Source organism: Pseudoteredinibacter isoporae, from assembly GCF_011602085.1.
Classification (GTDB): Bacteria; Pseudomonadota; Gammaproteobacteria; order Pseudomonadales; family Cellvibrionaceae; genus Pseudoteredinibacter; species Pseudoteredinibacter isoporae.
The window spans coordinates 1,999,812-2,021,019 of record NZ_JAAONY010000001.1 but is presented as its reverse complement, the minus strand read 5'-3'; the positions used below and the strand labels follow the sequence as shown (position 1 = coordinate 2,021,019).

19 protein-coding genes are annotated in these 21,208 nt (G+C 48.2%); 10 read left to right on the top strand and 9 right to left on the bottom strand.

The features are described 5' to 3' along the window. Positions 1 to 184: 184 nt before the first annotated feature. The 4 genes from G8768_RS08740 to G8768_RS08725 form a co-directional block, all read right to left on the bottom strand. Entirely contained in the window at positions 185 to 2,341 is a 2,157-nt protein-coding gene (locus G8768_RS08740; protein ID WP_166848378.1) for a TonB-dependent receptor family protein, read from the bottom strand. A gap of 303 nt (positions 2,342 to 2,644) precedes the next feature. Then, positions 2,645 to 3,448 carry an enoyl-CoA hydratase-related protein gene (locus G8768_RS08735; protein ID WP_166848382.1) on the bottom strand — a complete coding sequence of 268 codons (804 nt, stop codon included), beginning with the start codon at positions 3,446 to 3,448 and terminating at the stop codon, positions 2,645 to 2,647. A 99-nt stretch (positions 3,449 to 3,547) separates the two neighbouring features. Then, a complete protein-coding gene (locus G8768_RS08730; protein ID WP_166848386.1) occupies positions 3,548 to 4,924 on the bottom strand; it encodes a GntP family permease in 1,377 nt (458 codons plus the stop codon). 49 nt (positions 4,925 to 4,973) lie between these two features. Further along, the gene (locus G8768_RS08725; RefSeq protein ID WP_166848389.1) at positions 4,974 to 6,860 is read right to left on the bottom strand and encodes an acyl-CoA synthetase; all 1,887 of its coding nucleotides are present in this window, start codon (positions 6,858 to 6,860) and stop codon (positions 4,974 to 4,976) included. 133 nt (positions 6,861 to 6,993) lie between these two features. Between G8768_RS08725 and G8768_RS08720 the strand changes: the two genes are divergently transcribed. The 5 genes from G8768_RS08720 to G8768_RS08700 all read left to right on the top strand — a co-directional run bounded on the left by G8768_RS08720 (position 6,994) and on the right by G8768_RS08700 (position 12,825). Beyond that, the gene (locus G8768_RS08720) at positions 6,994 to 8,031 is read left to right on the top strand and encodes an AraC family transcriptional regulator (RefSeq protein ID WP_166848392.1); all 1,038 of its coding nucleotides are present in this window, start codon (positions 6,994 to 6,996) and stop codon (positions 8,029 to 8,031) included. 166 nt (positions 8,032 to 8,197) lie between these two features. Further along, positions 8,198 to 10,111 (top strand): TonB-dependent receptor domain-containing protein, encoded by a 1,914-nt coding sequence (locus G8768_RS08715; RefSeq protein ID WP_166848395.1) that lies wholly within the window; start codon positions 8,198 to 8,200, stop codon positions 10,109 to 10,111. A 92-nt stretch (positions 10,112 to 10,203) separates the two neighbouring features. After that, on the top strand, positions 10,204 to 10,854 hold the full coding sequence (locus tag G8768_RS08710) for a response regulator transcription factor (protein WP_166848398.1): 651 nt from the start codon (positions 10,204 to 10,206) through the stop codon (positions 10,852 to 10,854). Continuing rightward, on the top strand, positions 10,847 to 12,223 hold the full coding sequence (locus tag G8768_RS08705; RefSeq protein ID WP_166848401.1) for an ATP-binding protein: 1,377 nt from the start codon (positions 10,847 to 10,849) through the stop codon (positions 12,221 to 12,223). Before G8768_RS08710 ends, G8768_RS08705 begins: the two co-directional genes overlap by 8 nt. Before the next feature lie 41 nt (positions 12,224 to 12,264). Next, the gene (locus G8768_RS08700; protein ID WP_166848404.1) at positions 12,265 to 12,825 is read left to right on the top strand and encodes a hypothetical protein; all 561 of its coding nucleotides are present in this window, start codon (positions 12,265 to 12,267) and stop codon (positions 12,823 to 12,825) included. Positions 12,826 to 12,870: 45 nt separating this feature from the next. On the opposite strand, the gene G8768_RS08695 is transcribed toward G8768_RS08700, so the two are convergent. Continuing rightward, positions 12,871 to 13,530 carry a TetR/AcrR family transcriptional regulator gene (locus G8768_RS08695; RefSeq protein ID WP_166848407.1) on the bottom strand — a complete coding sequence of 220 codons (660 nt, stop codon included), beginning with the start codon at positions 13,528 to 13,530 and terminating at the stop codon, positions 12,871 to 12,873. Between the two features lie 69 nt (positions 13,531 to 13,599). Between G8768_RS08695 and G8768_RS08690 the strand changes: the two genes are divergently transcribed. After that, on the top strand, positions 13,600 to 14,418 hold the full coding sequence (locus G8768_RS08690; RefSeq protein ID WP_208020096.1) for an alpha/beta hydrolase: 819 nt from the start codon (positions 13,600 to 13,602) through the stop codon (positions 14,416 to 14,418). 148 nt (positions 14,419 to 14,566) lie between these two features. On the opposite strand, the gene G8768_RS08685 is transcribed toward G8768_RS08690, so the two are convergent. Then, on the bottom strand, positions 14,567 to 15,466 hold the full coding sequence (locus G8768_RS08685; RefSeq protein ID WP_166848410.1) for a LysR family transcriptional regulator: 900 nt from the start codon (positions 15,464 to 15,466) through the stop codon (positions 14,567 to 14,569). Positions 15,467 to 15,606: 140 nt separating this feature from the next. On the opposite strand from G8768_RS08685, the gene G8768_RS08680 reads away from it, so the two are divergent. From G8768_RS08680 to G8768_RS08665, 4 genes are all read left to right on the top strand, one after another. Next, on the top strand, positions 15,607 to 16,332 hold the full coding sequence (locus G8768_RS08680; RefSeq protein WP_166848413.1) for an outer membrane protein: 726 nt from the start codon (positions 15,607 to 15,609) through the stop codon (positions 16,330 to 16,332). A gap of 68 nt (positions 16,333 to 16,400) precedes the next feature. After that, on the top strand, positions 16,401 to 17,276 hold the full coding sequence (locus tag G8768_RS08675; protein ID WP_166848416.1) for an MBL fold metallo-hydrolase: 876 nt from the start codon (positions 16,401 to 16,403) through the stop codon (positions 17,274 to 17,276). A 201-nt stretch (positions 17,277 to 17,477) separates the two neighbouring features. Next, the gene (locus G8768_RS08670) at positions 17,478 to 17,948 is read left to right on the top strand and encodes a VOC family protein (RefSeq protein WP_184679363.1); all 471 of its coding nucleotides are present in this window, start codon (positions 17,478 to 17,480) and stop codon (positions 17,946 to 17,948) included. Between the two features lie 28 nt (positions 17,949 to 17,976). Continuing rightward, positions 17,977 to 18,255: a glutaredoxin family protein gene (locus tag G8768_RS08665; protein ID WP_166848419.1), complete on the top strand. Its 279-nt coding sequence runs from the start codon at positions 17,977 to 17,979 to the stop codon at positions 18,253 to 18,255. Positions 18,256 to 18,424: 169 nt separating this feature from the next. Here the strand turns inward: G8768_RS08665 and G8768_RS08660 are convergent, their stop codons facing one another. The 3 genes from G8768_RS08660 to G8768_RS08650 all read right to left on the bottom strand — a co-directional run bounded on the left by G8768_RS08660 (position 18,425) and on the right by G8768_RS08650 (position 21,181). Continuing rightward, positions 18,425 to 19,225 (bottom strand): hypothetical protein, encoded by an 801-nt coding sequence (locus tag G8768_RS08660; protein ID WP_166848422.1) that lies wholly within the window; start codon positions 19,223 to 19,225, stop codon positions 18,425 to 18,427. A gap of 134 nt (positions 19,226 to 19,359) precedes the next feature. Then, positions 19,360 to 20,547 carry a hypothetical protein gene (locus G8768_RS08655; protein WP_166848426.1) on the bottom strand — a complete coding sequence of 396 codons (1,188 nt, stop codon included), beginning with the start codon at positions 20,545 to 20,547 and terminating at the stop codon, positions 19,360 to 19,362. 163 nt (positions 20,548 to 20,710) lie between these two features. Further along, positions 20,711 to 21,181, bottom strand: a complete 471-nt coding sequence (locus tag G8768_RS08650) for a hypothetical protein (protein ID WP_166848429.1) — start codon at positions 21,179 to 21,181, stop codon at positions 20,711 to 20,713. Positions 21,182 to 21,208: the final 27 nt, after the last annotated feature.

The window sequence follows — 21,208 nt, the reverse complement described above, 5'->3', positions numbered from 1 at the left end:
AGCCCCTTGCAAAATTAGGTTTACCCGGCCAACACCTGCAAGCACCAGTGATGTTTAATTGGTCAGGCATTCTCTACCAGCCCTGGCCTCTATACAAGTACAAGAATTAAGGTATCGACAAACTGTCATGCACAAAAAAGGCGGGCTATTGCCCGCCTTTTTTGTTAATCACGGTGGATCAGAACTAGAAATTCCAATTCACACCGATCAGTGCCGTACGCGGCTTATTAGGGCGCGCGCCATCTGGATTGCGAGACACAATTGCGCGCTCATCAAAGATGTTATCCACCTTCAAATACAATTGCGTATCTTTGTTCAGAGGGTAATGCGTTGAGAAGTCGGTTACCCAATATTGGTCCGTAAATGCAAAGCGCTGATCCAAATCATTGCGGCCACAAAGGCTACTGTCGGTGCACATTTCATCAACATAGGACACACTCAGATAACTGTTCCAACCACTGGCCAACTCATAACCAATCTGCGCACTGAACGTGTTCTTAGGCAGATACTCGTATAAATCGCCCACTTGATTGCCACTGTCTTTGGGGTCCGTAATCTCGGCATCGGTGTAGGTGTAGCTCATTGAAATCGGAACAAAAACCTGTTCGTCACGATACAAGTGGCTATCTACCGTTACCTCGACACCCTTCACTTCGGATTCGCCCTCGCTCTCGGAGCCAGAGGTTTGATCACCACAGGGGCGGTTCACCGTACAGTTGGTTACGGTGCTCTCGTAATCACTGAAGAAAGCAATCACAGAAGCTTTCGCGTCCTCACCGGTCAAGCGAATACCGGCTTCATAGTTGGTGCTGGTTTCAGGCTCGATATTCTCGCGCGAGCTTGGAGACGTAGGTGCAAAACCGGAATGCACACCGGCCAACAACGTGACCTGATCATTCAGTTCATAGGTCACACCGGCGCTGTACAGCAACTCATCGACCTGATTACTGCGGGTCGATGCAATCTCCGTGCGTTCATTGTTGCCATAACGAGTTTGAGAGGTTTCGATGTCTTCGTAACGCAAACCCAGATTCAACTTCAGCTCATCGGTTACAGACCACACATCCATAATGTGCAGAGCGATGGCTTCCGCATCTTCAACACGGTTGTTGCTGGAGCTTGGCTGCTTCACATAATCAAACACCAACTCCCCATTGCGCTGATTGAATATTTCTTCCGGCTGATGACGGTCAACATCGTCTTGATGGTAACGAGCGCCCATTTCGATCTGGTGATTCGCTACAACCCAATCCACTTTGAACTGAATGCCTTCACTGGTGTACTTGCGGTTATTGTGTTTGACTGCAATGCCATCCGCATCAGCGGTGCCATCCAGAATCGCCTGGGCATTGGCTGCGTTGCTGTTGCCAGCATTCACATCGTCAATCAAACCGCCCACACCTTTCACTTTAAACCAATCACGCTTGAACTTGTTCTGATAAGCTGTGGTGGTCAGAGACAAATCAGAATTAAACTCGATATGGTGGCGCAGTTGCACACCGGAATGGCGAGTGTTCATTTCATCCAGTTTGCTCAAGCCGTAACGACGATCCGGTGCGGCGGTAAAATCTTTATCGGTCAGGCCCAGATAGGTTTCGTCCGACAGCTCTTCACTGTATTGCACCTTGATATCCAGCTGCTGATAAAACTCAGCAGAAGGATCGCTGTTCACGCGAACCTTGGCCAGATAATCTTCGATATAAAAACCGGTATCACGGCTGCTGCGATCGATATTTTTAAAGCCGTCATTGCCCTGCTGATGGGTTTCCAGCAAAAACGCAAATTGCTCTTCAACATAACCGTAATTGGCGTGCACTCGGAATGCACCATCTTCACCGGCTTCAGCGTTGACACTGCCGCTGGTTTGCTCAGGAATACGAGTAGAAATCAGGTTAACCGCACCGCCCACCGTCGCAGGCCCCTGACGCAAGGTTTCAGCACCCTTGAGAACCTCAACAGAACTCATGCGGCCAGCCGTCGGGAAGTAATAGGCCGATGGCGCGGAGTAAGGTGCCGGCGCGATCAATACACCGTCTTCCATCAAATTGATTTTGCTGGAACGCTCACCGACCGCACCGCGTATACCAATATTCGGGCGCAAACCAAAGCCGTCCTCTTCCTGGAGATACACACCAGGCACCTGACGAACAATGCGATTGATATCGGTAAATTCGAATTTTTCCAGTTCTTGTTCACCAATAACATGAGCGGAACCCGGGATAAGCTGGGCCTCCTCAGGATTACCGATGATGGTTACTTCTTCCAGTTTGGCCTTGGAATCCGCCGCCATAACAGCTTGGTTGGCCAGCAAAATAGCCATACCCAATACTGATTTCTTCATATTCTCGTCCCCATTCGATTCATTAAGCAGGATCTGCGCCCCGCTAACTTGGCGGCGAGTATACTGAAAGTAATTGCTCAAGCAAGTAGGAATAAGAACTATTTTTATTATTAATTGAGATAAATCAGGCATATGCCTTCAGGGAAAGGGAGTTTGTTAGCAAAAGCCACCCATTTGGACACGGCCTTGACCACAAATTGTTCTCTTTTTGTGCACCCGAAGCCTTTTGAGCGCCCTACTGGCTGGGCCCTTTCCCTTTTAACTGTTCAGCTCACTGCTGGGGAATGATCCGTCAAGCAACCCTCATTCACCGATATAAACAGGGTTTCTCTTTTCCAAAAAGGATCTGGGCCCTTCCTGGGCATCTTTGGTTCTGAACACCGGCATTGCGATCTCGAACTCCTGGTCCAGCGCTTCTTGCAGACTCAAACCACGGCTACTGCGAACAGAGCGTCGAATGGCTTGCACCGCAATAGGGGCATTGCGAGCGATTTTCTCTGCCAGGCACCAGGCCTTTGTAAAAACTTCTTTCTCGGGCACACAGTAGTTAAAAAAACCACATTGGTGCAGCTCAAGCGCAGAATACAGCTCACCCGTCAGGAGCATTTCCATGGCTTTTACATAAGGAATTTGCTCAGGTAAACGCACTGTCGAAGCCCCTGCTGGAAAAATACCCCATTTGGCTTCCTGTAAACCGAACAACGCGGTTTCACTGGCAACCCGCAAATCGGTACCGTGAACAATTTCCATCCCTCCGGCGATGGCATGACCATTAATGGCCGCAATTACCGGTTTACCAACATCCATATCTCGCAGGAAGGCTCTTTTGGCCACACTCTCATCGTCCAGAATTTTTTGATCCCATTGATCTTCTGCCGGACGACCATTCAGCAAGGTGATGTAACGGCCAAGATCGGCGCCAGAACAAAAAATACCATCCTCCGAGCTTGTTACGATTGCGACCCGAATGTGTTTATTGTGTTTAATCTCATCCCAGATTTCACACAAACGGACAATCATCTCAGGGCAGATGGCGTTGCGCACATCTGGTCGATTCAATTTTACAACGGCAATGTGCCCTTCTTTCTCAAACAGAACTTTTTCCATTTTTCTTCCTTTGTTTGTTTTCCTTTTTAAGCTTTCCGTTTCTTTCGTCCTTTTGCTGCACATAACATTACTGAAGAGGCACACTGCTGAAGAAACACCCTAGAATATTCCGGCCAATGCCATCGTCCCGAGAGTAGCGATAATGGGAATCACCACCGTGATCACGGCAACGTCTTTATAGGCCTGTTTATGGGTCAAACCTGTGATGGTGAACATGGCGACAATGGCGCCACTGTGAGGCAATGAATCCAAACCGCCACTCGCCATGGCAGCCAAACGATGCAATGTCCCCGCATCAATGCCCAATGCCAGAAAATGCGGCGCCATGGTTTCCATAAATATCTGCAAGCCACCTGACGCGGAACCCACGATACCCGACATCAAACTGATGGAGAAAAACATGGACAACAGAGGTGGCAGTGAGGAATTCAGCATAAATTTGGAGAACTGACTGAAGCCCATCGTACTGGTCACAACGCCACCAAAACCAATCACCGCAGCGGTATTAATCAGAGGCATGATCGAATCCTCGGCGCCAGCGCCCAACAGAGACAATGAACGTGAACGCACCGAGGAAAACATTAACAACACCACAATGCTCCCCAGCAACAACGAAAAGCTGGGCCACAATACCGACTGTTGAGTGGCAAACTGTAAGCACTGCGCCAATAGGCCGGTACCTTCGAGAACTTCTCCCCCGAATAACGTCAAACATAAACGCGGCGAAACAATCAGGCCGATCACTACCAGCATGGGGATCAGTGCTTTTTTCCAGGACAAGGAGTCCATACGACTGTCTTGTTGCATTTGCAGGTCTCGTGCATTGGGCTCAAAACGTTCACCCCGCTCCTGTGCCAGTTTTCTTTGGCGCTCCAAATACCACATGCCCAGAGTAAACATGATTACACTACCTGCGAGCCCATACCACGCGCCAGCGTACAGATCTGTCCCCAAAGCCAATGATGGAATCACGTTATGAATAGACGGTGTACCCGGCAAAGCCGTTAAGGTGAATGTACCGCTGCCCAAAGCCAGCGCGGCACAGAATAATCGTTTTGGCAGATTTGCTTCCTGCAATAACTTCAATCCCAAGGGATACATGGTAAACATCACCACAAATACCACAACACCGCCATAGGTAAGTAAGGCACAAGCCAGAACCGTAATCCACAGCGCTCGCTGTGCCCCCAGGCGACGACTCAAGCTCAAAGCAATCGCGGAAGCCGCGCCACTTTCACCCATTACGCGCCCGAACATAGCACCACAGGCAAACAGCAAAAAGAATTTACCTGCAAAGGTAAACGCTCCGAGTTTGCCCAAGGGATAAAACACGGTAAAACTTTCCGCGATGGAGAGCTGGTTACTCAACACCACCAACAACGAACAGATCAGTGAAGCCAAAATAATATTGACACCGCGCAGCGCCAGGTAAATCAACAAAGCAACGCTGGCAATCAATCCAATGTACGCTAACATATCGTGCCCTTTTTATTTCTTACCCATTCGCTGACATCGTCCAGCAGCATCATACCGCTCTGCGATTCTGAACAGGTGCCGCTTCATTGATGAGACAATACGCGAAGGAATATTCCTCCAATTTACGTGTGAGCTTCGCCTCCAGCTCGGCATTCTCCGCAATAAACACCTCGACCCGAAAACCGGCGCTCGCATCATCGCAGACAGTGACTTGCCCTTGAATGTGCAAGGAGCGCAGATTTTCTGCCACCACCTTGGCGGCGATGTCTCGATGTAAATCCGGTTTGAACACCTTGCCCACCGCAGTTGTTGGAATTTTATCGACAATATGAAGCTCTTTAGGAATGGCCGCGCGCTCACTGATATTGCCCTGGGCAAAACTCAGTAATTCCTGCCCGCTAATATCAATTCCCGCTTTTAATTGCACGTAGACAACCGGCAACTCGCCTACCCGAGCATCGGGCTTTCCTACCGCCGCAACCACCGCAATGGCATCGTGTTTATAGAACGCATCTTCAATCATCAGCGGGTCAATATTGTGGCCGCCGCGAATGATCAAATCTTTGCTGCGCCCGGAAAGCCAGAGATATTCATCCTCATCCAGATACCCCAAATCTCCGGTATCCAACCAATCACCGTGGACCCAGATATCAACATTCTTTTTAGGATCGGTGTAACCGGAAAACACATTGGGCCCTTTAATCAACACCGAACCCAGACTACCAGCCGGGCAATCCAGATACTCACCATTCTCCTGACGTTGTGCGATCTTGATCTGCATATAGGGCATTCGCAAACCAACTGCTCCGACTCGCTGTTCAATACCCGGCGCATGAATGGTACTGACCGCTGTACTTTCCGTAAGACCATAACCTTCCAACAGGCGCAAACCGGTTTTTCTTTCAAAACGACGCATCACTTCTCGAGACAATGGCGCCGCACCACAGCCAGCAAAACGCAGACTGCTTAAATCATAATGGTTCGAGGGAAGCTGCAATAAATCGTGAACAATGGTGGGAACCGTACTGAAATAACTGGCTCGATAACGTTCGATGATTTCCCAAAACGCTTCCTGCACATCGGCATTTCGATAACCGTTTTCGGTCGCTAAAACCACTTCAGCACCAACCATAAACGGCGCCAGGCCGGTAATAAACACCGCATTGACATGAAACATGGGCAGGACACATAAACCGACATCCTGTTCTGTAAGATTGACACTGCCGCCAAACTGCCAGGCATTCACCACTTCATTAAAGTGGCTATGGGGCGCAAGTTTGGGCACACCCGTTGTGCCGCCCGTATGGAACAGAGACGCACGTTGTTCACCAACGGGCGCCTTCACATTCAACTGCGCAGAAGAAAACTCAGCGATGCAGCGATCAAAATCGTCAACATGCAAGCCTTCAACGGTTAAAGAAGCAAGTTCCGCTTCGCTCACCCCCACTGTCAAGGCAGCTTTCAGACGGGGCACTTGTGCCTTAATATCATTTAAGGCGGCAACGTGCTGGGAAGACAACACGAGAACATGGGTTCTGGCTTCATTGAGCACCGCGCAGATATGTTCGATGTCCAGCAGCGGATTGATCGGGTTCACACAAGCCCCCGCCTCGGCGCCCCAGATTGTAAAATGTGCCTGGGGCACATTCTCCAGAAGCATAGAGACAGGCTTGTCGACACTCGCGCCCAAATGAACGAAGGCATTCGCGGTTTGATGGATGATCCCCAACAAATCAGGATAGGTAAAACTGTGCTCAACAATATCCGGCTTAATCGATTCCAGATAGCGCAAGGCAATTCGGTCCCGGTAGCGCTCCGCAGATCGTTTAAAAACCTCATAGCTGCTCACCGGTAACTGTTGTTCCGACAAAGGCACAGACTCAATGTTTTGGATGTCGCGAATATTCCGGATATTAAACGGCTGGATAGTGTTCATAGTGGACCTGTCAGCATTATTATGTTGTTGTGACCAGTAGCGTATCTGAGCCAGCTATTGACATCTCATCTCTCTACGCCAAAAATAAATCAAATCACGCCATCACCTATAACTTGTTCAAGTCAAGCGAAGCATGTTAATAGCAAAAAGGCCTTTAAATTCTGAATTTTCGATCATTGGAACCTGGCTGGCCTTATTTGCCGAGTCACTAAAAAGCTATAATTGCGACACAGTTTCGTTATTTGAAGAATACGACATCTCCCCAACCCAGGCCTTCGACCCCGATAACCGAATCGATGCCAGGCTGTTGAGCAAGCTCTGGGAAGCCGGTGTCCAACTGTCTGGAGATGAGGCCTTTGGTTTACGCACAGGCGCTCGCGCTCACCCAGGGACGTTTCAGGCGTTGGGATTAATGTTGTGTTGCAGCAGTTCCTTAAAAGAACACCTCCAGGACTGGATTCAATACAGCATTGCTTTTTCAACTGCTGGGTATTCCCGCCTTCAGGAAGGCCCTGACCGCTACTACTACAAAACCCGATTGCACAGGGACAAACAAGGCAATGCCAGCTCAAACGCCATCGCACTCGATGCCACCGTAGCCGCCGTTGTTCAACTGTGCCGAACACATTACGACCGCCGCTTTACCCCACTGAAGATCAAACTACCGATTCGTAAACCCGCTGATCGCCAACCCTATACCGAGTACTACAATTGCCCGGTTGAATTTGACTGCGATGGCTATGAAATTCAGATCAGCAAAAGCGATATGGAATCTCCGATTCCCCACGGTAATTCAGTGTTACGCCAGCAACTGGAACACGCCGTCGTCGATTACATTAGCGAACAAGGCCAGGCAGATGTGATCATTGAATTGAGAACACTGATTCAAGAACGTCTTTCCCAAGGCCCTATCCGCCAGGAAGAACTTGCAAAGGCACTGCACCTGAGCGTGCGCAGCCTGCAGAGGCACTTACGTGCAAGAGGCACCTGCTTCAGCGAACTGATTGACGATGTACGAAGGGAACAAGCCATGCTCCATATCCGGCATTCCAAATCCAGCATCGTTGAGCTTGGCGAACTTCTGGGCTTTTCTACTGCGGGTAACTTTTCCCGTAGCTTCAAGCGTTGGACCGGCACCTCCCCTCTGCAATATCGCAAACATCGCCTTTAGGCACCTTCGCCCAAATCCGTTTTACCCAACCTCACTCAGGCCCACTCCTCCTTATCGCTCCCCCCTGCTTCACTTCTCCTCCGGTTTGTAAAAATTGTAAATCCCATAGCTTAAGCACATAAAATTAATGATAATCACTATCATTACGATTAAGAGTGAGAGAGCAATGCGCGTACAATCCTATCCGCTGAAAACCCTGGCTATCGCAATCGCACTGAGCAGCCAAGCCGGTTTCGCTGAAGAAGACATGGAAGTTGTCGAGGTCGAAGGCCACCGTTTAAACGGGGTGAACATCGTCGACTTGACAGACATCCAGAAAAAACAAGCCAACGATCTGGAAGATATCTTCCGCGACCAACCCAGTATCACGGTAGGTGGTTCCTTTGGGATCGCTCAAAAAATCTATGTACGCGGCATCGAAGATACCAACTTGAATGTCAGCGTCGACGGTGCTACCCAGGCAGGCTATCTGTTTCATCATCAGGGCCGTCTTTCGATTGAGCCCGAACTGCTCAAGCAAGCCGAATTAAAAGCGGGGGCCGGTACCGCTTTGGACGGCCCCGGTGCTCTGGGCGGTGCTATTCGTTTTGAAACCAAAGACGCTGAAGACCTTCTTCGCCCGGGCGAAAACTTTGGTGCACTGATCAAGACCGGCTACTACAGCAACACCGACGGCTACAAAGCCAGCTTCAATTTATACGGCCGCCTCAATGATAACTGGAGCGGCCTGCTGGTCCTTGGTCGAAACGACACCCATGAAATTGAAGACGGTCGCGGCAACACCCTGGCCAACACCAGCACGGAGCAGGAATTGGGCCTGTTGAAGCTGAGCGGTGAACTGGCACCCGGCCACAAACTGAGTTTAAGTCATGAACGTCGTTACGATGACGGCCGCCGCAACCTCCGCCCGCACTTCTACGATGCTCCCTGGAACCAGACCACCGATCAGGTTAGTCGCCGCGACACCACCACGGTAAATTACGATCTTGATGGCAACAGTGACTTGCTGAATCTTGAAATCAGTGCGTTTAAAACTGACAGCTATCTGAACCAGAGAAACTCCAGCTTTAACGAAGGTGCCGGTGTTGAAAGCTACGGCCTGAATATTCGCAACAGCAGCCTGCTGGGCGACCATACCTTAATTTACGGTGTCGAGTATCGGGACGATCGAGGCTACTACATCAACCCGAACATCGAAGAAGACGCCAAGGTCTACGGTGTTTATATTCAGGATTTGTACGAGGTGAATGACGTTCTGAGTGTAAGCTATGGCCTTCGTTATGATCGCTACACTCTGGACGATGTAGACAATCAAAGTTTTTCTTCCAATGGCTTCAGCCCCAATGCCAATATCGAATACAAATTTACCGATCAGTGGTCAGTTCGCCTCGGCTACTCCACTGCCCTGCGCGGTCAGAAAATTAAAGAGGCCTATTTGATTGGCTTCCGTGCTAACCATCCGGACCTGAAAGAAGAAAAAGCCAATAACGCTGAAATTTCTTTGAACTATCAAGGCGACAGCATTCGCGGCAGCCTGGAAGTCTATCGCAGCGAAATTGAAGACGTGGTTGGTACAGTGGGCACGCGTGCGACGGGAAGATTCTTTGGCAACGCTGGCGATCTCGTAACCAAAGGCTTTGGTGTAAACATTGCCAAAAGCTGGGAGCGCGGTGAAATCAGCGTAAGCTATTCACACAACAAGCCAGAGCTGGACGGCCAACCTCTGGATGATGGTAATCTCGGCATTGGCACCTCCTTTGGTGATGCTCTGGTTATCAACGCCAATTATCGCTTCCCGGAACAAAACCTGGAACTGGGCTGGAGCGGTCGCTTTGTTCAGGAAATGGATGATATCCAGGAAGGTTACATTCCAAAACCCGCATTCAATACCCAGGACGTTTACCTGGAGTGGCTGCCCATGGGAACCGAGCAGCTGTCCGTCAACCTGACCGTAAGCAACGCCTTCGACAAGTATTATCTTGACCACGGCACCTTCGGATATGACCCGGATTCACAACGAACCATTGGCCTGCCCGAACCCGGCCGAGATGTTCGCTTGACTCTGGGTTGGAAATTCTAGATTCTCCTCCATTGAGATATTTGCCCGGCTAATGCCGGGCTTTTTTGCTTCTGAACATTCCTTTTTGACCCCTACGAATAGCAATCAAGACCATGTCCCGGCATATTCTAATTATTGAAGACGACCCCAAAGTGAATCAGCTTTTGCAGGATTTACTGAACGAACAGGGCTTCCATACCCAAGCATGCTTTGATGGTCAACAAGGTCTGGAATCCATCCGGCAACATACGTTCGATCTGATATTGCTTGACGTTATGCTCCCCAAAATCAATGGCCTTGACGTTCTCAGTCAACTGCGCGAACTTTGCGAAACACCCGTCATTCTGCTGACGGCCCTTGGAGCCGAACAAGATCGAATCGAAGGATTTAAAAGCGGAGCCGACGACTATCTGACCAAACCCTTCAGCACCGCTGAACTGCTCCTCAGAATTGAAGCCATTTTGCGGCGAACACAATACCAGCAACATCAACAAGCAACAAAGATGCTCAGCACTGAACAACTTGATGCTTTATCCCTGACGCCTGTCGAACGACAAATCGTGAACTTTTTCCTGGACAACTACGAGCAGACACTCAGCAAGCCCCTACTCTATCGCCAGGCCCTGCAAAAGAGCTTTAATCAGTACGATCGATCGCTGGATATGCACATCAGCAAGATTCGAAAAAAACTTCAAACTCTGGACAATACTCAGTTGGCCATACAAACCGTTCATGGCCAAGGTTATAGGTTGCACCGTGTTTAAACTACGACTTTTTGGCAAACTGAATTTATGGATTGCCATTTGCATTACAAGTTTCTACTGGTTGTTAACCGACTTAAATGAAAAAGTGGAAACAGAATTCAGCTACATTGCCGAGGCCCACAAAGAGCAGTTGATGGATTATGCCAAACAAGCTGAAAACATCATCGCGACAGGTAATGCTGAACAGCTTCAAGCCTGGAAAGATGCGGTCAGTCGCCAGGAAGATACGCTGGTTGCCGTAATTAAAGTCGACATTCACGATCTCGTAGATACCGAATGGGACAACACACCCTACGATGGAGGATATTTTGGTCGGCATATCGACTACCCCATCCACCTCTACCATACTGAAAATCCCTTAATGGATATTCCCTTTGGCAATGACGGTTACCATTTGTTGATTCGTCTTCCTCAAAGAATGCGCCCCGGCGCGTTTTGGAACGAATTGTATTTTGCCAGCAGAACCCTGCTACCGTTTTTATTCGCCATGCTGATCAGTTATCTGCTCTATCGTTATCTGTTGTCGCCTCTGAGAAAATTGAAATACGCCACGCGGCGTTACGCTAATGGTGATTTCAGCACCAAAATTTATCCTGCGATTGCCCGCCGCCAGGACGAAATTTCCGACCTGGCCGCCAGCTTTGATGATATGGGCAGTAAGCTATCCTCTGCCATCTCCCAACAACGGCAACTGATTCAGGATATTTCCCATGAGCTGCGCACCCCGTTGACTCGCATCCAACTCAGTCTGGATGGTAATGATGCCGAGGAAGTGGTCAACCGGGTTAAAAACGAAGTCGGCGCAATGCGGAAACTCGTGGAAGGTACGTTAACCCTGGCCTGGCTGGAAAACGAAAAGCCACAGCTGAACAAAGACAGTATTGAATTGCCCTCACTGATTGAAAGCATCATAGAAGATGCTCGCTTCGAATTCCCAAGCCATCCCATCAAAGGCGAACTCAATGAAATAGACACGCTAAAAAACAGCAGTCACCTGGCGCTTTCACAATCCATCGAAAACATTATTCGAAATGCCTGCAAATACACACCGGAAGGCAAAGAGGTTCTGGTAAAACTCTGGCAACAGCAAGACGATATTTTTATTGAAGTCGCCGATCAAGGCCCCGGAATCGACGAGCAACACCTGGAAGATATTTTCAAACCCTTCTTCCGTCTGGAAGAATCCCGAGATCGGGAAAAAGGGGGGTTTGGACTCGGGCTCGCACTATCAAAGCGCCAGGTAGAAGCTTGTGGAGGTCGCATTTCAGCTCACAACAGAAACCCCCAGGGCCTGCTGATACAGATTGAATTGAACAATTGTAAAAAACGTAAAAACTTTAGCAGTACCCATCCTGAAAACTTAAAATAAGGGCTTTCTCTAGCCCTTGTTTTCAAGTCTCAATAAATATCATGAAATCCAAACATCGACTGGCCTGGATGAAATGGCATGCCTACCTGGCCTGTTTTTTCTTGCCTCTTGCTCTGCTCTACACCGTGACCGGCACATTGTATATGCTGGATCTTCACGGCAGTAATCGCGAAGAAATTAAAATTGAATTGAATAATGTTCAAAGCTGGCCGGAGGAAGAAAATGCGGCCTATCAGTTGGCCAGTGAATACCTGCCCCAAGAATATGGAGCGATCTCAGGCAAATACTTCAGCTTCGGCGGCGGCCATAGCTGGTACGGTTTCAATCGCGAAGTTTTGCTGCTGACTGAAAAGAAAACTCTGGAAGTTCACATTCACGGCTGGTGGAAAAAACTGATTATGATTCACAAAGGCCATGCCCATATTGGCTTTTGGATTGTCGGCATTGCCCTGGGCCTTAGCCTATTTTTTAGTTTGCTCAGCGGTGTTGTACTGGCTTACAGCAATCCCCGCTACCGCCTTGTTGCCAACCGCTGCATGGCTCTGGGAACCGTTTTACTGGTGGCCCTGTATTTTGCTCCCATTCATCAAACAGCCCTATAAATAGCTCACAGTTTGAACTGCGGTTTTTCATTCAACTTTCGCCAGTCAGCTTTTTGAAAGCAAACTGGCGGAAACAGCCCGAAACACAAAACTTGCACTTTGCAGTACTGAATCCAGAGGCTTGTCAAAATTACAGAGCAGCCAGTGCACCAGAATGGCGTTCACCGAGCCCACCAGACCAATAGCCACCAACTCGACATCGTCAACGTCCAGATGTTTATCCGGATAGTAGTTCCGCAACTGCTCAATCAACATCATCGCAAAACCATGCGTAGTGCTGCCCAACAAATCATCCATTTCCGGACTGACACCACTGGTTTCGATATACAGAATGCGGGCAATGTTCGGGTTCTCTCGCATGTCACCATAGAACGCTCGTAACCCCGCCTCAATCCTCAGCTCCGGCTGCTCACCTTTACAATCCGCAACGGCAGACGCTATCTCTTCCATCACCCGTTCAGAGTGCTCCTGATAAATGGCCTGCAACAACGCTTCACGATTCGCAAAATTCTGGTAGAAGTAACGCTCGGTCAGCCCGGCCTGAGTGCAAATCATCTTACACGAGCAACCCGCATAACCTCTGCTTCCCATCACCTCAATCCCGGCCTGCATCAACTGCTTTCGCCGCATGGCTTGTCGTTCGCTGGTATTCAAGCCCTTATAGGAACGTTCAGCCGGCGCACCGTCTTCTGTTTTCGCTTGCATCGTTACACTCTCAATGGAACCTGCACATGTTGACACGCCATCATGTCAAAAGTAAAGTGACATGAGAGCATGTCACTTTTTACAGGCAGACCCATCATGAGCAATGAGCAGGAAAAACACATCGTCTTGATCCACGGCACTTGGGGCAATGCCGGCAACTGGGATGAGCTGCGGCCCGCATTGGAAGCCATAGGCTTTACCGTACATACCCCAACCCTCCGCCATCATGAGCTGGGATTTTTGGAATGTGCACTTGAGATTGGCTCGGTCTCTCTACGGGATTATGTCGATGACCTTGTCACATATATTGAAGAGCTCGATCACAGTCCGATTATTGCGGGTTTATCCATGGGCGGCCTGCTTTGTCAGCTTGTCGCCGCTCGCTGCAAACATCGCGGGGTCGTCTGCTTCTCACCGGCTCCCGCCTGGGGCATGTTTAACCTGTACCCGTCTATGGTACGAACCTTTCATTACTACACCAACCAGTGGGCCTTTTGGCGGAAACCTCTGTACCCTTCCTGGGAAGAGTTTCGTTGGGGAGTAGTGAACGAACAAACTGAAGAAAAAGCCCGGGAATATTTCCTCGCCTGCGTTCCTGAATCAGGCAAAGCCTACTTTGAAATGGGCTTCTGGTACTTCGACCGCAACCGAAGCAGCTATGTTGACGTTGATAGCATTCAATCACCGGTACTGGTGTTTGTGGGTCAAAAAGACAGAGTCGTCGCCCCAAGAATCGGACGCCTGACTGCCAAACGATACGGCAACAAAGCCACACTGGTCGAACTCCCCGACGCCGACCACTGCATGGTGATTGGTGAGCAATTGGAGAACGTGATGCCGGAGTTTGAGCGATGGGTTGAAAACAACAAGATTTACCTGGCAGATTAAACGACGACCGAATCTGTCAACTTTCCATCCGTCCTGGTCAAGCATTATCAATCAAATTGGTGATTGATAAACATTACGTCGGAGTCGGAGCAGCAGGTTAAAGGTAATGACACTTGTGGCGAAACCTGAAGATAAAGCACTTTAAGCCCTATAAATCGCTGCAAGCCTCCATAATCTGTCCACGTACCCAAGTATGGAGTTGATCCCGATGGTTACGATGATGCCACGCCAAGGAATAGCGCAACGGAGGCACTTTTATGGGGAGTGGCTTACACACAATATCCGATTGTTGCGCATACTGATCAGCCAGCGCTTTCGGAATGGTAAACACCAAATCTGTTCCAAGTAACAGATTAGGAATAGCTACGAAATGGGGGATACGCAGATCAACAACCCGTTGATAACCTTGTCGCTCCAAAATTTTATCAATCAAACTCGGCCCGGTTCCGGTGACGCTAACCATGCCATGTTTGCAAGCAGCGTATTGTTTAACACTGAGTTTTTTTAGGGCAAGCGGGTGATCAGCAGACATTACCGCAACCCAAGGACTGCTGTAGAGCGGCACACTGTGGAAGCTGCTACCTAAATCCGGCACAGCTTCAATCAAAAAATCGGCCTTACCCTCTTCCAGCGATTCCAAGGTCGATCCCCACTGGCAACCCAATTTAAGTTTAATTCCAGGAGCCTGTTGCTGAAGTCGTTTATAGATCGCGGGTAAAAATAAACTCAGGCAATCATCCATCGTCACAATGGTGATTTCAATTTCCGCGCTGCTTGGGTTATAGCACCCACTGTCATAAAACGCTTCAACCCCGGTCATCAAGGTATCGAGTTTTAGCCGTAAACTTCTCGCTACGGGTGTGAGTTGATAACCCTCATTGGATCTCAACAATAATGGGTCATCAAACTGCTGTCGTAAACGCCCCAAAGCCCGACTGACCGCCGGCTGGCTCATATTCAAACGCTGGGCCGTGCGGGTAATATGGCATTCCTCCAACAGTGCTTCAAGCACGACTAACAGATTCAAATCAATATTTCGCAAGCTCATAAGACATTCACTAGATGGATAGCTAATCATATTAATTATGCATTAGAGTAATCATAAAGGGTTTTTTATAGTTGGCCAAGTCACCTATCACCACCTCAGGAAGACGAAACAACTCATATCAGAAATTAGGAAGAGACCCTATGAAAATCAAAGCACCATTGGCATTGGCTATTTCATTCACCGCCATCAGCTTGTCATCAACAACTGTGATCGCCCAACAACAGGACAGTTTTTACCTCAAAGGGCAAATTGGCGTGACCTTTGCCGAGGATGAAAATACTCGCGATGAGGCTGCTGGTCGCCTGCGTGGGATAGACGTGGAAACAGCAATCTCCAGTGCTGTCGCCGTTGGCTATTCTTTTTCTCAAAACTATCGTATTGAACTGGAAGTGGCTCAAAGATCAGGCGATCTCGACGGTGCCGTTGAGGACTCCCCTTTTGCACCCATTATTGGAAGTCAAATCAACTCGAACTTTGACAGTACAAGCTTGATGATCAATGCCTTTTACGATCACCCTCTCGCAAAAGACTGGAATCTGATTCTGGGCGGAGGCATTGGTTTCAGTCGAAACGACGTAGGCGCCTTCGAAATCGATAACTTGAACCCAAATGTTCCCAACTTTATCGCACCAAGAGGACAACAGACCGAATTCGCCTGGAATCTTGGTGTGGGCCTGGCCTACAAACTCAGTGAACGCTCAAGCCTGGAGCTTATGTACCGCCATATTGATCTCGGAGAAGCCTCTTCCGACCCGGAACAGTTTGATGAAACCCTTTTAGGTGCCCCGGTGGCGACTGAAGCCGGTGCCGACTTGTGGGATGCCGAACTCAATGAAATATCACTGGGCCTGAGGGTCCATTTTTAACGAACTGCTACCGAACGTCATGCTGCATACCCATCAACTTTTCCCTTATTACACTGAGAGAAACATCAATGTCGTTACCTAAAGTTACGCTAGCCCTGTGCTTAAGCATCATCACCATATTCGTATCCTTTCCCGCCAGTGCCCAAACAAACGTCAAGCAACTTGCAGACGGCGTTTTTCACATCTGGTTAGACCATTACTCTTCTTTGGTTGTGATCGGAGAAAATAGCATTCTGATCAATGATCCGGCCAATACGGAACGTGCAAAAAAATTAAAAGCCGAAATCCAAAAACTGAGCCACAAACCGGTTCAAACCATTGTACTCAGCCACGAACACTATGATCACGTTGGCGGATCTGAAGTTTTTGAAGATGCTGAAATTGTCTGCCATCGAAACTGCGAATCTGTATTTCAACTCGATGAAAGCAATATGGCTCCCGCAAAAGTAGACACCAACTATTCCGATTTTTTGGAAATTGACCTGGGTACCGCCAAGGTAAACCTTCATCATGTCGGGGCAGCAGACGGAACAGCAACCACACTGATTCACCTTCCCGAACAGGGTATTGTAGCCAGCGCAGATATGTACGAGCCCAAAGAGCTTACCCACGAGCTGTTTATGGACGACGTGAATTATCTGGGCGTACGCCGACTCCTGCAAAAAGCCGTCGATCTAAACCCCAAACACGCCATCAATGCCCACTCCCCTGGCACTGACCCCATAGATCTCATTGAAGGCCTCAAGTTTGTCAACGATCTATACACACAAACAAAACCAGTCCTGTATAAAACCTTGCAAGAAGGAGGTTTTCCAGGCCTTATGCAAGCTATGCCCACATTGCACAAGCGCATCGACATGTCCAAATATCAAGAGTGGAAAAACTATGAGCATTTACCTACACATGTGAGGCGCATGGCGTTATCGATTTTTCATGGTGGCTAGCTTTTGCACTAGCTCATTCACATCGACTTTTTGGCCTCACCAAGAGGCCAAAGCATCCTACAAACAATACGAGTCAACAACCTCATATAACTCACAGCGCTAAGCAAATTCCCAAGTAGACCTTGGTTTTTATAAATTTGTGATGATTTCCCAGGCGCTTCCGCTAAGAATGCCTCTTTTCTCCGGACAAGGAATAAGAGAATGTCTATTCTGCGCAAGTTATTCGCTGTATGGCTAATGGGGTTTTCACTGCACATTGCTGCTCAACAATCTGCGGTTGTAGGTGTCGATCATGTCGGACTCGTGGTAAAGGATATTGAAGCCAGTAGATCCTTGTTTGTTGATGTCCTGGGCTTCTCAGAACGTGGAAGTGATCCAAGCTACCCGGCCTATTTTCTTTCGAACGGCAATACCACGATTACCTTGTGGCGTGCCAGCAACCCCAAATCTGCAACCCCTTTTGATCGTAAAACCAATATCGGGTTACACCATTTGGCACTGGGCATCAGTAGTGAGGATGAGCTCAATCGCCTGTATAAAGTTTTAAAGGCCTTCCCTGGGGTTAACATTGAATTTGCACCGGAACTGGCCTATGGCGGCCCAAGCAAACACATGATGTTCTACGAGCCAAGTGGCAACCGCATTGAATTGGTACATCGTCCCAAGAAGTAAATCCTTTTGAACATAACAGGAGTTCACCATGTCGAGAATGACGAAGGCCAACATTCTGACACTATACCAGCAGAGCCTCTGCCCTTATTGCATCAAAACCCGCAAGGCCATCAAACGGCTGGATTTGAAGATCACCATGAAAGATGTTGGCTTTTCAGGAAAAGTACGACAGGAGTTAATTAAGGGCGGCGGGAAATCCCAGGTTCCCTGCCTACGCATTGAGGGCAAGAATCAGGCGACTCAGTGGCTATATGAATCAGCGGATATTATTCGCTACCTTGAGTCACTCAAAAGCGCTTCCGCCTGATTCAGTACGTTTACTGAATGTTAAAGTCTTAAACCTGCCAGCGGAAAAGCGCCACACTCTCTGACTCAGAGGGCATGGCGCTTGCTATCATGACATTTTATCTGTACATCCCAAAAGCTCTCGATTTCACGAAAAAATGGAGGTGCTCCAGTAAGGGATCGCTTTCCAACTAATTGCGTGCCCGAATATATTCCAGTGCGAATAAGCTGACCCGGTGTGTTTTGTTGTAATACTGGCAGTAAAGCTTCTCTCCACCTTTAGGGGCCAGGGTGCTGGTAAACGCTCGCACGCTGAGCATGGTTTTTCCCTTCTTCTTGAGTTTTTTGCTCCACTCACCGCTGCGATGACTGTTGCTGCCTTCTGCACACTCTTCAATACCTTCGGAGTTTCCGCAATACAACATCATATCCTTGCCACTCAATGCACTGACCGAGTAAATGGATTCTGTTTTAGGTTCAGATTCCGTAAGTGCACCGGCGCTTGGATTTTCTGAACGGAGGCACTGCATTGTCCAATCGTTCGAGTTCCCCAGCGATTCATAGGCTTCCGTATCAACCTCCATATAGGCGAGTTGGCCAGATTTCAACGACGGCAGAATACAACCACCACTCACTGTTCCCGGCTTGCGCTGAATAAAACCAGAGCGCTCTTCTTTTTTGAAACCATCCTGAAAAGTATAGTCGCCCTGATAACCTGTCATAACATTTTCAATCTTGATGTTTGAACAGGTGGTCATTGCCGTCAGATTTTTAGCTGGGCCGCTTCCCAGATTAATCGATGAAGAAGGTTGGCTGTCATTGCTGGCTGCTGGTTTTTCGTCGCCTGCTTTCTGATTAATATTCTGCTCTATTGCCTTTTTGGACTCACTTTTAAGCTTTCCTTTTAATTGATCGAAAATATCCGCATCGGCACTGGAGACACCAGTCAATGCCAGAAGACCAATTGCCATTTTAATGGTTGATGAATTCATTGTTTGCATACCCTCGCTGTGAGTTGAAATAACGCGCGGGATAGTAACGAAAAAAGATAGGTCGCTGAGATTATTTACTACTATAGTAGGATCGAATCATGCAACTGAATAAGTCATTGAATGCACATCAAAAACTAGGCGGCCCTCTTCCGAATAAGCTCAAGCATTTTATGGTTGAAATTGCTTTGATTAATCGCAATCAGCTTATCACTAACTCTGAAAAAATCTTCAATGCTCTTTCCTGAGGAAATCAGTTCTTTCAGGCCTATTACGCCTTTCTTTTCGATGATTTCAGCGCACAGCAGAGCTGACATGACTGAGCGAACCGACACTTCACCGGGCAAGCGCCCCCCAAAATTCAGACCCGAGTTCGATGTAAACCAGTCAATCAGATTACTGTTCTCATCAACATGATTCGCTAAATATGTCAGCAGACGAGAAAACTCTGGAATTTCACCGTCTGCAGCGGTGTAGTATGCATTTCCCCAAAAGTAAGCAAGGCCTTCTTCTGCCGTCCAATTTCTTACCTTGTAAAGTTTCGATGAGTAGTAGTGAACAACATCATGGGAAAAATCTTCATTGTTCATTACCGAGAAAATCGTACCCGCTACAACACCATAACCCTCCCGGTAGACATCAGCGCGGGCTCTGTCGTAGTTGACACCTATTAAGCGCTGATATTCCTGAAAATTGCTTACCATGTAGAATGAAAATGACTCTGAGGGCAATTCAAAATAATAAGCAATCTGCCTGTTCTTTCGATCAAATCGCTTGGCTCGCTCGATATTAATAATGTTCTTATAGTGATAACGGGTATCTCCAACCTGTCTGGTTTTCCAATGGCGAGTATTCAAACCCAAAACCAAATCAAAATAAACCTTAGCTCTTTCGGGCTCATCTCTGGCCAAAAACTTGAACGAATAAAGCAGTGCTTGACTCTCCGTAGCCGTGTAAGACAGTGTGACACTGTGGTTGCCCTCGCCAACAGCGTGAATATTTGACAGGCGTCGTTCGGATTTCCCATCTATCACTTGTTGTTCGAACGCCTTCAACCTCTTGAAGACGGATGTCGCAAATGGCCTGTGCTCGGAATCAATATAGGGGCTGAGGGGTTTATCACTGTGAATCGATTGTAGAAAAGTATCAACAGCCCTTTTAATTCGGCCTTCAATTTCTTGAATTGGCAGCGGCTTTCTATAGACTTCTGTCACAGCACCCTGTTCCGATTGAGCATCCCAAAAGTCGCCACCGAATTGCATCGTTTCATGAACGGACAAGATTCCGCTCAACATCAAGAATACTGACAAAGCCGCTTTCACCATAGTGATTTACCCAAACCAAGCATTCATGGAAACAAGCCATTGAATGAAAAAAAGCCACAAATCGTGGCTAACATCAGATATTCCCAATACTGATAAAACGAATATTAACTGTCGCCGAAACCTACAGCCTTGCAGACAGTAATCATCGCGAACAACAGAGAAATCAGCTTGCCTTGATCAGCTCAACCATTTTCATCATGGAAGCTTTAAGCGTCTCAAGTTCGTCACCTCTGGGGGCGGCGTCTTTGGTGCAGTTGTTCAATGCCACCACAAAATCCATATACAATTTATTTTCGGGAAATCGGACAGAATAATTTTTTACGATAGACGCCCTGAAAGCATCCACCTGATCTTGTAACGATTGCGCTTGGGCTTTATCGCCCTTGCTGTACTTTAAAAGGCCTGGTGTTACAACGTCTCGTTGAATAAAGGTGTTGTACACATTCAAACCTTGAGATACTGCTTTTATATCGCCTGAACTGTATCGATCGGTGGACGCTTTGAGTTTCACGTGTAGAAAATCTATAAGCCCCTGGCATGACTGCATTGTCTGGACAGAGGCCGCCTGTACCATTGTCGAAGACAGAAATGGCATAGCCATAATAAACATCAGGGTCCATTTGATCGTTTTCATGTGTTTCACAGAGTTACCGTAGTCGTG